The organism is Pseudomonas sp. GL_091 (genome assembly GCF_057837725.1).
In genome coordinates this window covers 4,931,811-4,948,597 of sequence record NZ_CM174451.1, presented here as the reverse complement: position 1 = coordinate 4,948,597, position 16,787 = coordinate 4,931,811, and the positions used below count along the sequence as shown (strand labels likewise).

Annotated in this window: 11 protein-coding genes; 5 read left to right on the top strand and 6 right to left on the bottom strand. The window is 60.3% G+C overall.

Going from position 1 to position 16,787, the window contains the following annotated elements; translation table 11 throughout:
• Window position 1: 1 nt before the first annotated feature.
• Window positions 2-1,165, bottom strand: coding sequence for an isovaleryl-CoA dehydrogenase (locus tag AC3ITY_RS22505; RefSeq protein ID WP_223459915.1), 1,164 nt, complete (start codon window positions 1,163-1,165; stop codon window positions 2-4).
• Window positions 1,166-1,369: 204 nt separating this feature from the next.
• Between AC3ITY_RS22505 and AC3ITY_RS22500 the strand changes: the two genes are divergently transcribed.
• Complete coding sequence (locus AC3ITY_RS22500; protein ID WP_489305044.1) at window positions 1,370-3,067, top strand: AMP-binding protein; 1,698 nt, start codon at window positions 1,370-1,372, stop codon at window positions 3,065-3,067.
• 692 nt (window positions 3,068-3,759) lie between these two features.
• Here the strand turns inward: AC3ITY_RS22500 and AC3ITY_RS22495 are convergent.
• From AC3ITY_RS22495 to AC3ITY_RS22485, 3 genes are all read right to left on the bottom strand, one after another.
• Window positions 3,760-4,659 carry a hydroxymethylglutaryl-CoA lyase gene (locus AC3ITY_RS22495; RefSeq protein ID WP_489305042.1) on the bottom strand — a complete coding sequence of 300 codons (900 nt, stop codon included), beginning with the start codon at window positions 4,657-4,659 and terminating at the stop codon, window positions 3,760-3,762.
• A 155-nt stretch (window positions 4,660-4,814) separates the two neighbouring features.
• The gene (locus AC3ITY_RS22490) at window positions 4,815-5,216 is read right to left on the bottom strand and encodes a MerR family transcriptional regulator (RefSeq protein WP_460157330.1); all 402 of its coding nucleotides are present in this window, start codon (window positions 5,214-5,216) and stop codon (window positions 4,815-4,817) included.
• A gap of 216 nt (window positions 5,217-5,432) precedes the next feature.
• Complete coding sequence (locus AC3ITY_RS22485) at window positions 5,433-6,362, bottom strand: LysR family transcriptional regulator (RefSeq protein ID WP_489305040.1); 930 nt, start codon at window positions 6,360-6,362, stop codon at window positions 5,433-5,435.
• Window positions 6,363-6,527: 165 nt separating this feature from the next.
• On the opposite strand from AC3ITY_RS22485, the gene AC3ITY_RS22480 reads away from it, so the two are divergent.
• Window positions 6,528-7,757 (top strand): acyl-CoA dehydrogenase, encoded by a 1,230-nt coding sequence (locus AC3ITY_RS22480; RefSeq protein WP_489305039.1) that lies wholly within the window; start codon window positions 6,528-6,530, stop codon window positions 7,755-7,757.
• A gap of 107 nt (window positions 7,758-7,864) precedes the next feature.
• On the opposite strand, the gene AC3ITY_RS22475 is transcribed toward AC3ITY_RS22480, so the two are convergent.
• A complete protein-coding gene (locus AC3ITY_RS22475; protein ID WP_489305038.1) occupies window positions 7,865-9,205 on the bottom strand; it encodes a substrate-binding domain-containing protein in 1,341 nt (446 codons plus the stop codon).
• Window positions 9,206-9,330: 125 nt separating this feature from the next.
• Window positions 9,331-10,143: an exodeoxyribonuclease III gene (gene xthA, locus AC3ITY_RS22470; protein ID WP_007999540.1), complete on the bottom strand. Its 813-nt coding sequence runs from the start codon at window positions 10,141-10,143 to the stop codon at window positions 9,331-9,333.
• Between the two features lie 315 nt (window positions 10,144-10,458).
• Between xthA and AC3ITY_RS22465 the strand changes: the two genes are divergently transcribed.
• The 3 genes from AC3ITY_RS22465 (at window position 10,459) to AC3ITY_RS22455 (ending at window position 16,583) form a co-directional block, all read left to right on the top strand.
• Window positions 10,459-11,109 (top strand): GNAT family N-acetyltransferase, encoded by a 651-nt coding sequence (locus AC3ITY_RS22465; protein WP_489305037.1) that lies wholly within the window; start codon window positions 10,459-10,461, stop codon window positions 11,107-11,109.
• Between the two features lie 78 nt (window positions 11,110-11,187).
• Window positions 11,188-12,915 carry an autotransporter assembly complex protein TamA gene (locus AC3ITY_RS22460; RefSeq protein WP_489305035.1) on the top strand — a complete coding sequence of 576 codons (1,728 nt, stop codon included), beginning with the start codon at window positions 11,188-11,190 and terminating at the stop codon, window positions 12,913-12,915.
• The gene (locus tag AC3ITY_RS22455) at window positions 12,912-16,583 is read left to right on the top strand and encodes a translocation/assembly module TamB domain-containing protein (RefSeq protein WP_489305034.1); all 3,672 of its coding nucleotides are present in this window, start codon (window positions 12,912-12,914) and stop codon (window positions 16,581-16,583) included. Before AC3ITY_RS22460 ends, AC3ITY_RS22455 begins: the two co-directional genes overlap by 4 nt.
• The last annotated feature ends 204 nt before the right edge of the window (window positions 16,584-16,787 follow it).

The window sequence follows — 16,787 nt, the reverse complement described above, 5'->3', positions numbered from 1 at the left end:
ATTAGCGGGTTTCGTTAAACAGTTCGCGACCGATCAGCATGCGACGGATCTCACTGGTGCCCGCGCCGATTTCGTACAGCTTGGCATCACGCAGCAGACGACCGGCCGGGAATTCATTGATATAGCCGTTGCCACCGAGAATCTGGATCGCGTCGAGGGCCATTTGCGTGGCGCGTTCGGCGCTGTAGAGGATCACACCGGCAGCGTCCTTGCGCGTGGTTTCGCCGCGCTCGCAGGCCTGGGCCACGGCGTACAGGTAGGCGCGGCTGGCGTTGAGTTGGGTGTACATGTCGGCGACCTTGCCCTGGATCAACTGGAATTCGCCGATGCTTTGGCCGAACTGCTTGCGGTCGTGGATGTACGGCACGATCAGGTCCATGCACGCCTGCATGATCCCGGTCGGGCCACCTGAAAGGACAACGCGCTCGTAGTCGAGGCCGCTCATCAGCACTTTCACGCCGCCGTTGAGCACGCCGAGGATGTTTTCTTCCGGCACTTCGACGTCATCGAAAAACAGCTCGCAGGTGTTCGAACCGCGCATGCCGAGCTTGTCGAATTTGTTGCTGCGGCTGAAGCCTTTCCAGTCGCGCTCGACGATGAAGGCGGTGATGCCATGAGGGCCTTTTTCCAGGTCGGTCTTGGCGTAGATCACGTAGGTGTTGGCGTCCGGACCGTTGGTGATCCAGGTCTTGCTGCCGTTGAGCACGTACTTGTCGCCGCGTTTTTCGGCGCGCAGTTTCATCGATACCACGTCGGAACCGGCATTCGGCTCGCTCATGGCCAGGGCGCCGATGTGCTCGCCGCTGATCAGTTTGGGCAGGTACTTGGATTTCTGTTCGTGGTTGCCGTTGCGGTTGATCTGGTTGACGCAGAGGTTGGAGTGCGCGCCGTAGGACAACGCCACCGATGCCGAGCCACGGCTGATTTCTTCCATGGCCACCACGTGGGCCAGGTAGCCCAGGCCGGCACCGCCGTACTCTTCCGGCACGGTAATGCCCAGCAGGCCCATGTCGCCGAACTTGCGCCACAGGTCGGCGGGGAACAGGTTGTCGATGTCGATCTGAGCGGCGCGCGGGGCGATCTCCTTGGCGACGAAGGACTGAACCTGATCGCGCAGCATGTCGATGGTTTCACCGAGGGCAAAGTTCAGGGATGGATAGCTCATGGGTCACCTTTTGGCTTTTTTGTCGGTTGGTGAGACTGTCAATGGGTTCTCACCTTTACGTTAACGTAAGCCTGTGACGAATGGCTGTCAATCACCCTTTACGTTAACGTCAACTTGAGCGAGAGTAGAGCCAGTTCAAGATAGAACGCGGACCACGCCTGTGGGACCGCCGGTAGCCCATAAATAAAGACAATAGGGGTCGTCATGGATCAACCCAGTGCAAGCCCGCAACGCAGTTACACCCGTGGTTCCCAGGACAAAGCCTTGCTGGCGATGACCATTGGCCAGGCGTTTGACAACATGGTTGCGCAGTACCCGGACGGGGAGGCGCTGGTGGTGCGCCATCAGCAGCTGCGTTACACCTGGCGGCAATTGGCCGAGGCCGCGGACCTGCACGCCAGAGCACTGCTGGCTCTGGGGCTTCAAGCCGGGGACCGCCTTGGCATCTGGGCGCCGAACTGTGCACAGTGGTGCATCAGCCAGATTGCCACCGCGAAAATCGGCGTGATCCTGGTCAACATCAATCCGGCGTATCGCAGTTCCGAACTCGAATACGTATTGAAGCAGTCCGGCTGCCAATGGCTGGTGTGTGCCGGGGCCTTCAAGTCCTCGAACTATCACGCGATGCTGCAAGGCCTGGTACCGGAACTGGCCGGGCAATCCATCGGCAAGTTGCAGAGTGAGCGGTTGCCGGAACTGCGTGGCGTCATCAGCCTGGATGCGCAGCCACCGTCGGGGTTCCTGCCATGGTCGCAACTGGCCGATCTGGCGGGCAGCGTGACGGTCGGGCAACTGCTTGAGCGCCAGGACAGCCTGCATTTCGATCAACCGGTGAATATCCAGTACACCTCCGGCACCACCGGTTTCCCCAAGGGTGCGACCCTCAGTCACTACAACATTCTCAACAACGGTTACATGGTCGGCGAAAGCCTCGGCCTGACCGCGGCCGATCGCCTGGTGATCCCGGTGCCGCTTTATCACTGCTTCGGCATGGTCATGGGCAACCTTGGTTGTATCACCCACGGCAGCACCATGATTTACCCAAACGATGCGTTTGATCCGCTGCTGACCCTCAGCACCGTCGCCGAAGAGAAAGCCACTGCGCTGTACGGCGTGCCGACCATGTTCATCGCCATGCTCGATCAGCCCCAGCGTGCCGAATTCGACCTGTCGAGCCTGCGTACCGGGATCATGGCGGGCGCGACCTGTCCTATCGAGGTGATGCGCCGGGTCATCAGCGAAATGCACATGAGCGAAGTGCAGATCGCCTACGGCATGACGGAAACCAGTCCGGTGTCGTTGCAGACCGGTCCTTCAGACGACCTGGAACTGCGCGTGACTACCGTCGGCCGCACCCAGCCGCAGCTTGAAAGCAAGATCATCGACGAGGCGGGCAACCTGGTGCCGCGTGGCACCATCGGTGAACTGTGCACCCGTGGTTACAGCGTGATGCTCGGCTACTGGAACAACCCCGAAGGCACGGCGGACGCCATCGATCAGGCAGGATGGATGCACACCGGTGACCTGGCGAGCATGAATGACGAGGGTTACGTGTGCATTGCCGGGCGCAACAAGGACATGATCATCCGCGGCGGTGAGAATATTTACCCGCGGGAGCTGGAAGAGTTTTTCTTCACTCATCCGGCTGTCGCGGACGTGCAGGTGATCGGCATTCCTTGTTCGCGCTACGGCGAAGAGATCGTCGCCTGGATCAAGTTCCACCCCGGCCACAGCGCCACCGAGCAAGAGCTGCAAACCTGGTGCAAGGAGCGCATCGCGCACTTCAAGACGCCGCGTTACTTCAAGTTCGTCGAGGAGTTTCCAATGACGGTGACCGGCAAGATCCAGAAATTCAGGATGCGCGAGATCAGTATCGAGGAGTTGCGTAGCAAGCAGGTCTGACGAAGGCCGACTGTAGGAGCGAGCTTGCTCGCGAAGAACGTCAACGATAACGCGTGCAGTCTGGAAATACGCGGTGCCCTTGTGTTCTTCGCGAGCGAGCTCGCTCCTACCAAGGGCTGCGGAAATCTCAAACGTCAGACAGCACAAAGGGGAGCCGAAGCTCCCCTTTAATTTTCGTTGCGCGTGCTCTTTTTTTATTATTGAGGGTCGGTCTGTTTTTGTTTTTGGCAACCGTTGCCCTTTACCGCTGTTTTTGGCGATCCCCATTCGGGATCAAGAGCAAACGTATTTTTTTGAGCGCTGATCTACTTTCTCGCTGAGCGATCCAACCAGTACGGGAGCTACCTGAAGGTAGTTTTATTATTCTCTGTCCGGTTGCGGGTAACTCCGAAAAGCACCCTGAAAAGTACATCTTCTCCAAAAAAATCTGTTAGCTGCGTCTCTGCCGTGTTGTTTTTGTTATGTCAGAGTCGTTACGTCTTGTTTTTATTAGGTTTGCCGCAATTTTTTTATTCTTGTTGTGCGATAGATATAGCAGGAGGCGTGCCAACTTTATAAAATCCTTTAAAAACAATGATTTGCGAATTTGTAGGGTTTTACTCCTCAGGCAAAACCCTACATTTTGTTTCCGTGTTACTCGCTTACGCCCACGTTTCAGACACAGCGGTAACACCCGGACACACTCAGCGCACTCACTGTGCGCTGCGGGCCTTGGCCACGCGGGAGCCGGTAGGGCGACCCAATACTGCGCAAATCTGCTGACCGGCGAGCATCAAGGCGTCGAGGTTGATTCCGGTATCGATGCCCAGGCCGTTGAGCAGGTAAACCACGTCTTCGGTGGCGACGTTACCGCTGGCGCCCTTGGCATAGGGGCAGCCGCCGAGACCGGCGATGGAACTGTCGAACACCGAGATGCCTTCCAGCAGACTGGCGTAGATGTTGGCCACAGCCTGGCCGTAGGTGTCGTGGAAGTGCCCTGCGAGTTTCTCCCGGGGCACATCCTTCGATACCACTTCAAACATCCTGCGGGTTGCGCCAGCGGTGCCGGTGCCGATGGTGTCCCCCAGCGAGACCTCATAGCAGCCCATGGCATACAGCTCGCGGGCGACCACGGCGACCTGCTCCGGGGCGACGTTACCTTCATAGGGGCAGCCCAGCACGCAGGACACATACCCGCGCACAGTCACTCCATGTTGTCTGGCCGCCTCCATGATCGGCCCGAAACGCTCCAGGCTTTCGCTGATCGAGCAATTGATGTTGCGCTGGGAAAACGCTTCGGACGCCGCCGCGAACACGGCCACTTCCTTGACCCCGGCGGCGAGGGCATCTTCGAAACCGCGCAGGTTGGGGGCGAGCGCGCCGTAGACCACGCCCGGTTTACGCTGGATCTGCGCGAAAACCTCGGCGGAGCCGACCATCTGCGGCACCCACTTGGGCGACACGAAACTGCCGACTTCTATATAGCCGAGCCCGGCTGCGGTCAGCGCATCGACCAGTTGCACCTTGTCGGTAACACTGATGGGCTGGGCCTCGTTCTGCAGGCCGTCGCGTGGGCCGACTTCGACAATGCGTACGTGGGTGGGGAGGGGCATGGGGTTCGACCTGTTTTATTTGTCTGAATGAACAGAAAACCCTGTAGGAGCGAGCTTGCTCGCGATGGACTCCCAGGCACCGCGTTTATTCAGCAGACACGCGTTATCGTTAACGACCATCGCGAGCAAGCTCGCTCCTACAAGGGGGGCGGGTTTTATTGAATGACTTCCTGGTTCTTGAGCGTCTGCTCCAGCGCCTGCACGCAGCGCTCTTCGGCAGTATCGAGTTCCAGTTTCATCTGTTCGATGTCGAGCATTTGTTGTTCAAGCTGCTCCCGGCGCTCGCTGATTTTCGCCAGCATGCTGTGCAGTTGCTTGGTGTTACCGCTGGACGGGTCGTAGAGCTCGATCAGCTCGCGGCATTCAGCCAGGGAGAAACCGATGCGCTTGCCCCGCAGGATCAGCTTCAGGCTGACCTTGTCGCGGGGCGAGTAAATGCGTTCCTGGCCACGGCGCTCGGGGCTGAGCAGGCCTTGCTCTTCATAAAAGCGAATGGCGCGGGTGGTGATGTCGAGCTCGCGGGCGAGGTCGGAAATGCTGTAGGTCTGGCTGCTCATGGGCGCGCTCGCAAAAGGTCATGGCGCTAAGCTAATGTCAGGTTGACGTTTACGTCAAGTGGCAGGGTTTTTCTGTGTGCTGACGGGCCTCATCGCGGGCAAGCCGCTCCCACAAAGATTTTCGGTGTACACATTTCTGTGCATGACCAAGATACCTGTGGGAGCGGGCTTGGCCGGGCGGCGATCCGACGATGAACGATAACGCGGTGTGACGGCTTACACCTTCTCGAGCTTCTTCTCTTGCGCCGTCACCTGCTGGCACAACTCGATCATCTGCTCGCGCATCCAGCGGTTCGCCGGGTCCTGGTCAGTGCTTTCATGCCAGTAAAGATGGGTTTCCACCGGCGGCACATCGTTGACCGGCAGATAAAAGGCATGCAGGTCGTTTCGGCGGGCGAAGCGTTCCGGCACGGTCATGACCATGTCGGTCTGTTGCAACACTTGCGAGGCCATCAGGTAATGCTGGGAGCGCAGGGCGATCTTGCGCTGGATGCCCATCTTGCCCAGGGCCAGGTCGACATAGCCGAGGCCGCTGCGACGGCTGGAAATATGGATGTGGGTCAGGCCCAGGTAATCATCCAGCGTGAGTTTCTCCTTGCCCGCCAGCGGATGCCCCTTGCGCATGGCGCACACGTAGCGGTCCTCCATCAACTTGACGTGACGCACCTGCGGGTCAGTGTTGAGCGGCGCATCCACCGCGAAGTCGAGGCGACCGGCCGCCAGTTCCTTGGTGGTTTCACGGCGTTTGGACAGGAAGCTTTCGATGATCACCGCCGGCGCCAGGCGACGCAGGCGTTGGAACAGCGGCGGCAGGATCACCGCTTCGGTGAGGTCGGTCATGCTGATGCGATAGGTCTTGACCGCTTGCTGCGGGTTGAAAATGCGGCTTTCCTGCACCGACACGCGCAGCAGCGAGAGTGCGTTGCGCACCGGGCCGATGATGTTCTGCGCCATGGGCGTCGGCACCATGCCCTGGGCGGTGCGCACGAACAGCGGGTCGTTGAAGGTCTCGCGCAACCGGGCCAGTGCGTTCGACACCGCTGGCTGGGTAATGCCCACAATCTGCCCGGCACGGGTCAGGTTGGCTTCGGTGTAGATCGCGTCGAAGACGATGAAAAGGTTGAGATCGACCTTGCTCAGATTCATTACGCGGCTCTCTTATTGTGTGGGCGGACTGACCGTGACGATCAGCCGATCATATATCGGTGATGAATGTTTATACACGCCGAGAATAGGCTAGGTAAATTATCAACGCTGTTCTAGCATCGATACATGACCTAAAACAACCTCCCCCAAGAAGGTATCTCGCTCATGGATTTCGCTTATTCGCCCAAGGTTCAGGAACTGCGTGAGCGCGTAACAGCGTTCATGGACACCTACGTCTATCCCGCCGAAGCCGTGTTCGAGCGCCAGGTCGCCGAAGGCGATCGCTGGCAGCCGACCGCGATCATGGAAGAACTCAAACTCAAGGCCAAGGCAGAAGGCCTGTGGAATTTGTTTCTGCCTGAGTCCGAACTGGGTGCCGGGTTGACCAACCTCGAATACGCGCCGCTGGCGGAAATCATGGGCCGCTCGCTGTTGGGGCCAGAGCCGTTCAACTGCTCGGCACCGGACACCGGCAACATGGAAGTGCTGGTGCGTTACGCCAACGAAGAGCAGAAACAGCGCTGGCTCGAACCCTTGCTGCGCGGGGAGATCCGCTCGGCATTCGCCATGACCGAACCGGATGTCGCATCCTCCGACGCTACCAACATGGCCGCCCGTGCCGTGCGCGATGGCGACGAGTGGGTGATCAACGGCAAGAAGTGGTGGACGTCGGGTGCTTGCGACCCACGCTGCAAAATCCTGGTTTTCATGGGGCTGAGCGATCCGGACGGGCCACGTCATGCCCAGCACTCGATGATTCTGGTGCCGGTCGACACCCCTGGGGTAAAAATCCTGCGTCCACTGCCAGTGTTCGGCTATGACGATGCTCCTCACGGTCACGCCGAAGTACTCTTTGAAAATGTCCGGGTACCGTACGAAAACGTCCTGCTGGGCGAAGGACGCGGCTTCGAAATCGCGCAAGGTCGCCTTGGCCCGGGCCGGATTCACCACTGCATGCGTTCGATCGGCATGGCCGAGCGCGCGCTGGAACTGATGTGCAGACGCTCGGTGAACCGCACGGCGTTCGGCAAGCCTCTGGCACGCCTGGGCGGCAACATCGACAAGATCGCCGACTCGCGGATGGAAATCGACATGGCACGCCTGCTGACGTTGAAAGCGGCGTACATGATGGACACCGTCGGCAACAAAGTGGCGAAAAGCGAGATCGCGCAGATCAAGGTCGTGGCGCCAAACGTTGCATTGCGGGTGATCGACCGGGCGATCCAGATCCATGGCGGGGCAGGGGTTTCCAACGATTTCCCGCTGGCCTACATGTATGCGATGCAGCGCACCCTGCGCCTGGCCGACGGCCCGGACGAAGTGCACCGTGCGGCGATCGGCAAGTTCGAAATCGGCAAATATGTGCCGAAGGAGATGATGCGTAGCGGACAGTAAGACCGCGTTATCGTTCATCGCGAGCAGGCTCACTCCCACAGGTTCACTGCGATCCCTGTAGGAGTGAGCCTGCTCGCGATGACGTCAGTAAATTCACCCTCTCAACCTCAATACACCCAAACCTCAACCCGCCGATTCTTGATCCTTCCCTCATCGGCGCTATTGGCCGCCACCGGCATTTCGGCACCGAATCCGCGAATCTCGCGAAACACCACGCCGCTCTTCACCAACTCCCGCCGTACCGCCATGGCCCGCAACTTCGACAACAGATCGGCGCGTGCCGAGTCACTCTTGGCATCGCCAAACCCTACCAGCGTCACTTGCCCAGACATTTTGTCTTGCTGCTTTATATAGTCGAGCACGCGCGTCAGGTCTTGCCGCGCCTTGTTGTCCAGGCTGGCACTGCCTTCTTCAAAGCGAAAGTTCACCGACAGCCGCTGGGCATGACGACTGAGGGACTGGTATCCCTCGGGCATCAGCGCATTCGGCGTGACGGCCATGGCCTGGACGGTCTGGGCAATAAACCCGTTGGCGGCGACAATCGCTTGTCCTTTGCTGCTTTGGGCATAGGCCACCAGCGCTTGGGCCCAGGGATTTTTCCCCGTCGGTGGCAGGTAAAAGAACAACCGACGGGACAGCGGATAATCTTCCGTGGCAATCAGGCTGTTGAGCGGCAGCATGGCTTGCGATTGACCGTCGACAATGGCCACGGTTTTGGACTGGCGCACGTAGGGCAAACCGATAAAACCGATGCCTTGTGGGTCGGCGCTGACCGCATCAGAGAGTTGCTCGCTGGACTCGAAGCGTTTCGCCGCGCTGGCGAGGGTTTTCCCACGGCCACTGAGGACCAGTTCCTTGAAGGTGTCGTAGGTCCCGGACTGATCATCCCGCGCATACAGATGAATCGGCCCGCCGCGGCCGCCGATGTCTTCCCAGGTCTTCACCTCGCCACTGAAGATACGCGCCAGTTGCACAGTGTCGAGCTGGTTCAGCGGATTGTCCGGGTGAAGGATGATCGCCAGGCCATCGATGGCAATGACCTGTTCGGCGCTCGGGCTTTTCAGGTCACCGAGGGATTGCAGGCTGGCCAGTTCGCTGTCCTTGATCGGGCGCGACGAGGCGGCAAGATCGGCACTGGCGGTTTTCAGCGCGGTGAAACCGGTGCTGGAACCATGGGCCGCCACCTCCACCACGACCCGATGGCCTTGAACGGTTTCGCCGACGATGCGCAGCTCGTTGGCGGTGTCCGGGGTTTCGCGGTGAATCTTGCGCAGGCCCTGTTCACTGAGCAGGCCCTCGACCAGCGCCGGTCCCAATGCCGCACCGATGGTGTTGGAGCCCTGAATCCGCAGCACCGGGCCGTGTTCGGGTGTCGGCAAGTCGCCGGCCGAGGCCGCCTGCGGCAAGCCCGTGCACAGCAACAACAGGAACAACACGCGCAGCATCATGCCGGCACCTTATATAACCAAAGGAGGTGTCGGGAGATTAAGTCAGTAAGGTTTCCGAAAAATGACACTTTCTCATGTGGGAGCGGCGATGCGGCGATCCCACATTCGAGTTGTGTTAGACAGGATCAGCTCAACTCAAGCCAGATCGGCGCATGGTCCGAAGGTTTTTCCATGCCACGCAGTTCGTAGTCCACACCTGCAGCCTTCACCCGTGGCAGCAAGCCGTGGGAGGCGAGGATCAGGTCGATACGCAGGCCACGCTTGGGCTCGTCTTCGAAGCCACGGCTGCGGTAGTCGAACCAGCTGAAAGTGTCGGTCACGTCGGGGTTCAGGTGGCGGAAACTGTCCACCAGGCCCCAGTTCTTCAGGCGGGCCATCCACTCGCGCTCTTCCGGCAGGAAGCTGCATTTGCCGGTTTTCAGCCAGCGTTTCATGTTGTCCGGGCCGATGCCGATGTCGCAGTCTTCCGGGGAGATGTTCACATCCCCCATCACTACCAGTGGCTGGTCGTTCTTGAACTGGCTTTCCAGCAGTTGCTGCAAGTCGCTGTAGAAACGTTCCTTGGCCGGGAACTTGGTCGGGTGGTCGCGGCTTTCGCCCTGTGGGAAATAACCGTTCATGATGGTCACCGGCACGCCGTTGGCGTCGGCGAAGGTGCCCCAGATGAAGCGCCGCTGGGCATCTTCTTCGTCGGTGGCGAAACCTTTATGCAGGGCCAGCGGCTCCTGGCGCGAGAGCAGGGCGACGCCGTAGTGGCCTTTTTGCCCGTGGAAATACACGTGGTAGCCCAGTGCTCTGACTTCATCGAGGGGAAACTGGTCGTCGTGGACCTTGGTTTCCTGCAAGCCGATCACATCGGGTTGGTGCTTTTCGATCAGCGCCGCCAGCTGATGGGGACGGGCGCGCAGCCCGTTGATGTTGAAGGAGACGATCTTCATGGTCGGCAGTCCTGGCAAAAGGGCGATGCTAGCTGACATGTGGGAATCGGGCCAGTGTGGGGTGAGGGGATTTACTGGGTTCTGTCAGATCTGTGTAGGCAGTCCTGGCCCCTTCGCGAGCAAGCCCGCTCCCACAGTGGGTTGTATCGTCCACAGAATTTGCTCACTCCACGGCACCTGTGGGAGCGGGCTTGCTCGCGAAGGCAATTTCATTGCCTACACTGATTGCGAATCTGTAAGGAACTGTGTCAGCGCCGATCAGCTCGTAACAACAAGAGCGCAGCCACCCGAGCTGTGCCGGGGAGATCAACCGTCATGCCCGAAACCTCGACCGTCATCGCCGATATTCACATGCTCGACAGCGGCTACGCCCGCGAAGCGCGTTCGCTGCTGTACCAGGCTTATCGACACGAGCCGACCTTCGGCTATCTGTTCGAAGCCGAACGCCCCGGCTATGAACAGCGGGTTCGCGCCACCGTGCGCGAGCTGGTGACCCAGCATTTTCTTCAGGACCTGCCGGCCATCGGCCTGCTGGTCAACGACCGCCTGATCGGCATCGCCCTGATCGCACCGCCGCAACGTCGCCTCGGCGTCACCGAAAGTTGGGCCTGGCGCCTGCGCATGGTGCTCAGCACGGGATTTCGCTGCACCCGTCGCTACCTCGAATATCACGCTGCCGTGGAAGCCTGTGTGCCGAACGACTCGGTGCATGTCTTGCCATTGCTGGGGGTGCATCCACAGTTCCAGGGCAAGCATTTCGGCGAGCAACTGTTACAAGCCGTGCACAACTGGTGCGCAGTGGATGAAAATTCACAGGGCGTGATCCTCGATACCGGGAATCCTCGCTATCTGGAGTTCTATAAGCGCCAGGGGTATGAGGAAATCGGTGAAGTTGCTGTAGGACCGATTCGCGAGCACGTATTTTTTCACCCCAATCCCCAGGTGTTACAAACAGCAACGGCTTGAACCGCGAACTTTCTTTGCATGTCAGGCTCTATCACGCTTCCATGTTCATGATCCATGCTCGTGATAGCATCCGCGCCTATGAAGTTTCCAGGAAGAATTACCAGCGGCGTACTGATGCTGATGACCAGCTGTGCGGCGCTGGCACAAAGTGAATTGGATGTACGGATCAAACCGTCCAATGATGAGCTGAAAGCCAATATTGAAGGCTATATCGGCAGCCTCGGCGATCGCGATGAGGAAGCGTTGCTGCGCTTCAGCCGTGGCGCCGAAGAACAGGCGCGCAAGGCCGCCCAGGCCTTGGGTTATTACCAGCCGCACATCGACAGCGAGGTGAAGGGCGGCGAAAAGCCGCGCCTGGTGCTGAAGGTCGACCCCGGCGAGCCGGTGCATCTGCGCAACGTCACGGTGCGTGTCGACGGTCCGGCAGCCGCCCTCAAATCCTTTCGAGTCCCCAAAAGCGACGCGCTAAAACCCGGCGCCGTGCTCAACCATGGGCATTACGAGGACGCCAAGCGCCTGATCCAGAATCAGGCTTCGCGTTATGGTTTTTTTAGTGGCCGATTCACCCGTTCAAAATTGTCGGTCGACCCCCGTGCCGGCGTCGCCGATATCGAACTGATCTATGAAAGCGGTCCGCGCTATACCTTGGGCAAAGTCAGTTTCGAAGGTGATACGCCGTTCGATGACGAGCTGCTGCAACGCATGGTGCCGTTCAAGGCCGGTACGCCGTATGACTCGGAGCTGATCGCCGAACTCAATCAGAACCTGCAGTCGAGCGGTTACTTCGAAGGCGTGCGGGTGGACGCGGCGCCTGCGGCGTCCAAGGACGATGCGATCCCGGTGGACGTCAAACTCGAAACCCGCAAGCCCCGGACCATGGGCCTGGGCCTGGGTTTCTCCACCGACGTCGGTCCACGGGCCAAGGCCAACTGGACCCGGCACTGGGTCAACGCACAAGGGCACAGTTATGGCTGGGAGACCGAAGTCTCGGCGCCTCGGCAAAACGTCGGGTTGTTCTACGACATTCCGCTGGACCCGCCACTGACCGACAAACTGCGTTTTGCCGGCGGCTATCAGAATGAGGACATCGCCGGCACCGACACCCACAGCAAGCTGTTGACCCTCGGCCCCGAGTGGCACAGCAAGTTGCCCAGCGGCTGGCAGCGGGTGGTATCGCTCAAATGGCAGCGCGAGGATTACCAGCTCGGCGACGACTCGGGCCTGAGTAACTTGCTGATGCCAGGTGTGAGCTATTCGTACCTCAAAAGCGACAACCGCATCGACCCGCACAACGGCTATCGCCTGCAATTCGAATCCAAAGTGGCCAAGGAAGGTCTGGGTTCCGACAGCAACCTGATCTACGGCACGGCGCTGGTCAAAGGCTTGACCACGGTGTTCGATAATCACCGCTTCCTCGGGCGGGTGCAGGTTGGCGGCAGTGCCACCAACGGTTTCAAATCGGTGCCGCCATCGTTGCGCTTCTTCGCCGGTGGCGACCAGAGCGTGCGTGGCTACGACTATCAGAGCCTGTCCCCGGAAAACTCCGACGGCGACCGCATCGGTGGCCGCTACATGGTCGCCGCCAGCGCGGAATACCAGTATTCCATCGCCGAAAAATGGCGGATCGCGACCTTTGTCGATCAGGGCAACTCCTTCAATACACTCGAACTGCCGAACCTCAAGACCGGGGTCGGTATCGGCGTGCGCTGGGTATCGCCGGTGGGGCCGATCCGCCTCGACCTGGCCCACGCGCTGGACGACGATGGCGGCATTCGATTGCACTTTTCCATGGGGCCTGAGCTGTGACGCGTGGTTTGAAAGTAACGCTGCTGACGATGACGGCGCTGTTGATGCTGGTCGTCCTGACGCTGGCCACGGTGTTGGGCACGGCGACGGGCAGCCGCTGGGCATTGGGTTTTGTGCCCGGCTTGACCCTGGAAAACTTCCAGGGCCGGCTGGGCGGGCAGTGGAGTGCCGACCGGGTGCTGTGGCAGCAGGACAGCAACCGGGTTGAACTGAGCAAAGTGATTTTTGCCTGGTCGCCGTTGTGCCTGACCCGAATGACCTTGTGCATCGAGCAATTGCAGGCCGATCAGGTCAGCCTGACGTTCCCGCCGGGTGCCGAAGAGCCAGACAGCGGCCCGATCACGCTCCCGGAGCTCAAGTTACCGTTGGCCCTCGAACTGGGGGAGATCAAGGTTGGCAGCCTGTTGTTCAACGGCAGCGAAGAGCTCAAGGGCTTGCAACTGGCGGCTCACTGGACGACAGCCGGTTTGAAGATCGACGCGGTGTCTTTGCAGCGCGATGACCTGAGCCTGAACCTGTCCGGCCTGCTGCAACCCTCCGGCAACTGGCCCCTCAGCGCCTCCGGCAAGCTGACCCTGTTGTCGACGCCTGAGCCCCTGGCGTTGGCGCTGAAAGTCGACGGCGACCTGCTCAAGACCCTGAACCTGAAAGCCGACAGCAGCGGTTACCTCAACGGGCAACTGACCGGTGAACTGCAACCTCTGGTGGAAAACCTGCCGGCCAAAGTGCGGATCACCGCCGACGGCTTCAAGCCCAGTGCCGATCTGCCGGACACCCTGCAACTCAATCAGCTTGAACTCACCGGCGCTGGCGACCTGAAGAACGGCTACGTGCTGCTCGGCAAAGCCACACTGCCCGCCGAGCAAGGGCCAGTCGCACTGGCGCTGCAAGGCACGGTCGACGCCAAGGGCGCGCGGATCGCCGCGCTCGACCTGACCGCCAGCGACAAGCAAAGCCTCAAGCTCACAGGGCTTCTGGACTGGAGCAAAGGCCTGAGCGCCGAGGTGAAGATCGACTGGCTGGACTTCCCGTGGCACCGTCTCTATCCGTTGATCGACGAGCCCGAGGTGGCGTTGCGCCGCTTCAACGGTGAGGTGTCTTACACCGACGGCAAGTACCTCGGTCATTTCGACGCCGCGGCGGATGGTCCGGCCGGCGCCTTCACCCTGGCCAGCCCTTTCGCGGGCGACCTGACGAAAATCTACCTGCAACAGATTCAACTCCAGGCCGGGCAGGGCAAGGCTGAAGGGCACCTGAACCTGCAATTCGCTGACGGCATTGCCTGGGACACCGCGCTGGACCTGTCGGCGATCAACCCTGCGTACTGGGTCGCGGAGCTGCCGGGCACGCTGGCCGGGCCGTTGCGCAGTCAGGGCGAGATGAAAAACGAAGTGCTCAGCCTCAATGCCGACCTGGACCTCAAGGGCAAACTGCGCGGGCAGCCGGCGGTGATCCAGGCCAAGGCCGATGGCCGTGGCGAGCAATGGAACCTCAACGCCCTGCAAGTTCGCCTCGGCGACAACAGCATCAGCGGCAAAGGCAGCCTGCAACAGAAACTCGCCGGCCAGATCGATCTCAAGCTGCCGCGCCTGGCCCAGCTCTGGCCGCAACTGCGCGGCCAGCTCAATGGCCGCGTGGATGTCGCCGGCACGCTCAAGGCGCCCCAGGGCAAGCTTGACCTGCAAGGCTCGCAACTGGCTTTCCAGGACAATCGCCTGCAAAGCCTGAACCTGGACGCCACGCTGGACAGTGCGCAACGGGCGAAAATCGACCTCAAGGGCAGCGGCATCCGGGCGGGCGATACTTCACTGGGAACGCTGACCGCCAGCGGCCAGGGCGACATCAAGAACCAGAAGTTGAGCCTCGACCTGCAAGGGCCGAAGCTGAAACTGACGCTGGGTCTGGACGGTGCGCTGGATAAAGGCAATTGGCGCGGACGCCTGGCCAGCGGTGATATCCAGGCCGGTGGCCAGGACTGGAAGCTGCAAGGGCCGGCGAAACTCGAACGCCTGGCGGACGGCAAAATCAACTTTGGTGCCCATTGCTGGGCATCCGGCCAGGCCAGCCTGTGCGGGGAAGACTCGCGCCTGATGCCCGAGCCGAAGTTGCGTTATCACCTCAAGCAATTCCCGATCGACAGCCTCGCGCAGTGGTTGCCGAAGGATTTCGCCTGGCAGGGCCGGCTCAACGCCGACCTGCAACTGGACCTGCCGGCCAGTGGCCCGAACGGCCAGGTCAGCGTCGATGCCGGCGGCGGCACGTTGCGCATCAAGGAAAAGGACCAGTGGCTGGACTTCCCGTACCAGACCCTGAAGCTCACCAGCAAACTCACGCCCAAACGCATCGACACCGAGCTCAATTTCGTCGGTGGCAAACTCGGCGAGCTGATGGTCCAGGCACAGCTCAATCCCTTGCCAAAGAACAAACCGTTGAGCGGCTCGTTCCGCTTGAGCGGGCTGGACCTGTCGGTGGCGCGGCCGTTCGTGCCGATGGTCGAGAAGCTGACCGGGCGCTTGAATGGCAGCGGCACGATTTCCGGTGGGCTGCTGGCGCCGCAGGTCAATGGCAGCCTGCAACTCAGCGACGGTCAGATCTCCGGGCCTGAATTGCCAATGGAGCTGAAAAACCTGCACGTTCAAGCGCTCATCGCCGGTGAAAACGTGCAATTGAACGGTGGCTGGAACAGCGGCAAGGCCGGGCAGGGCAGCCTGAACGGCAACATCGCCTGGGGCCAGGCGCTGGTGATGGACCTGGCGCTCAAGGGATCGCAGTTGCCGGTCACCGTCGAGCCTTACGCCAAGCTGGAAGTCGCACCGGACCTGAAAATCTCTATGAAGGGCGATGAACTGGCCATCGCCGGCAAAGTGCTGGTACCCAAAGGCGACATCACCATTCGCGAGTTGCCGCCGTCGACGGTCAAGGTCTCCGATGACACGGTGATCGTCGGTCAGCAGACCGAGGAGGGCAAACCGCCGCTGGCAATGAAGATGGACATCGAAGTGGTGGTCGGCGAGGACAAGCTGAGCTTTGCAGGATTTGGCCTGACGGCGAATGTGCAGGGGCATGTGCACATTGGCGACAACATGGACACCCGTGGCGAGCTGTGGCTCAACGACGGCCGTTATCGCGCCTATGGCCAGCGGCTTTCGGTGCGCCGGGCGCGTTTGCTGTTTGCCGGGCCCATCGATCAGCCGTACCTGGACATCGAGGCCATTCGCAAGACCGACGACATCATCGCCGGCATTCGATTGAGTGGCAGTGCCGAGCAGCCGACCACGCAGATCTTCTCCGAGCCGGCCATGAGCCAGGAGCAGGCCCTGTCCTATCTGGTGCTCGGGCGTCCATTGAGCAGCAATGGCGAAGACAACAACATGCTCGCCCAGGCCGCCCTCGGTCTGGGCTTGATGGGCAGCTCCGGTGTGACCAGCGGCATCGCCAAAAACCTGGGCATCCAGGACTTCCAGCTCGATACCCAGGGCAGTGGCGATGCCACCAGTGTGGTGGCCAGCGGCAATATTTCCGAGAAGCTCAGCCTGCGCTATGGCGTTGGCGTGTTCGAACCGGCCAACACCATTGCCTTGCGCTACAAGCTGAGCAAAAAGGTCTACCTCGAAGCCGCTGGCGGCGTGGCCAGTTCGCTGGACATCTTCTACAAGCGGGATTTCTAAGCCTGCGTTTTCTTTAAAACCGAGTCGCCCCCATCGCGAGCAAGCTCGCTCCCACAAGGTCCAGTGCAATCCCTGTGGGAGCGAGCTTGCTCGCGATGGCGTCAGTGTGGCCGCAACAAATCCCGACGCCATTGGTCAACTATTTACAAAGCATCCTAACTATTACGTTGACATTCGCTGCCTAGGCAGTAACATCTCGACATA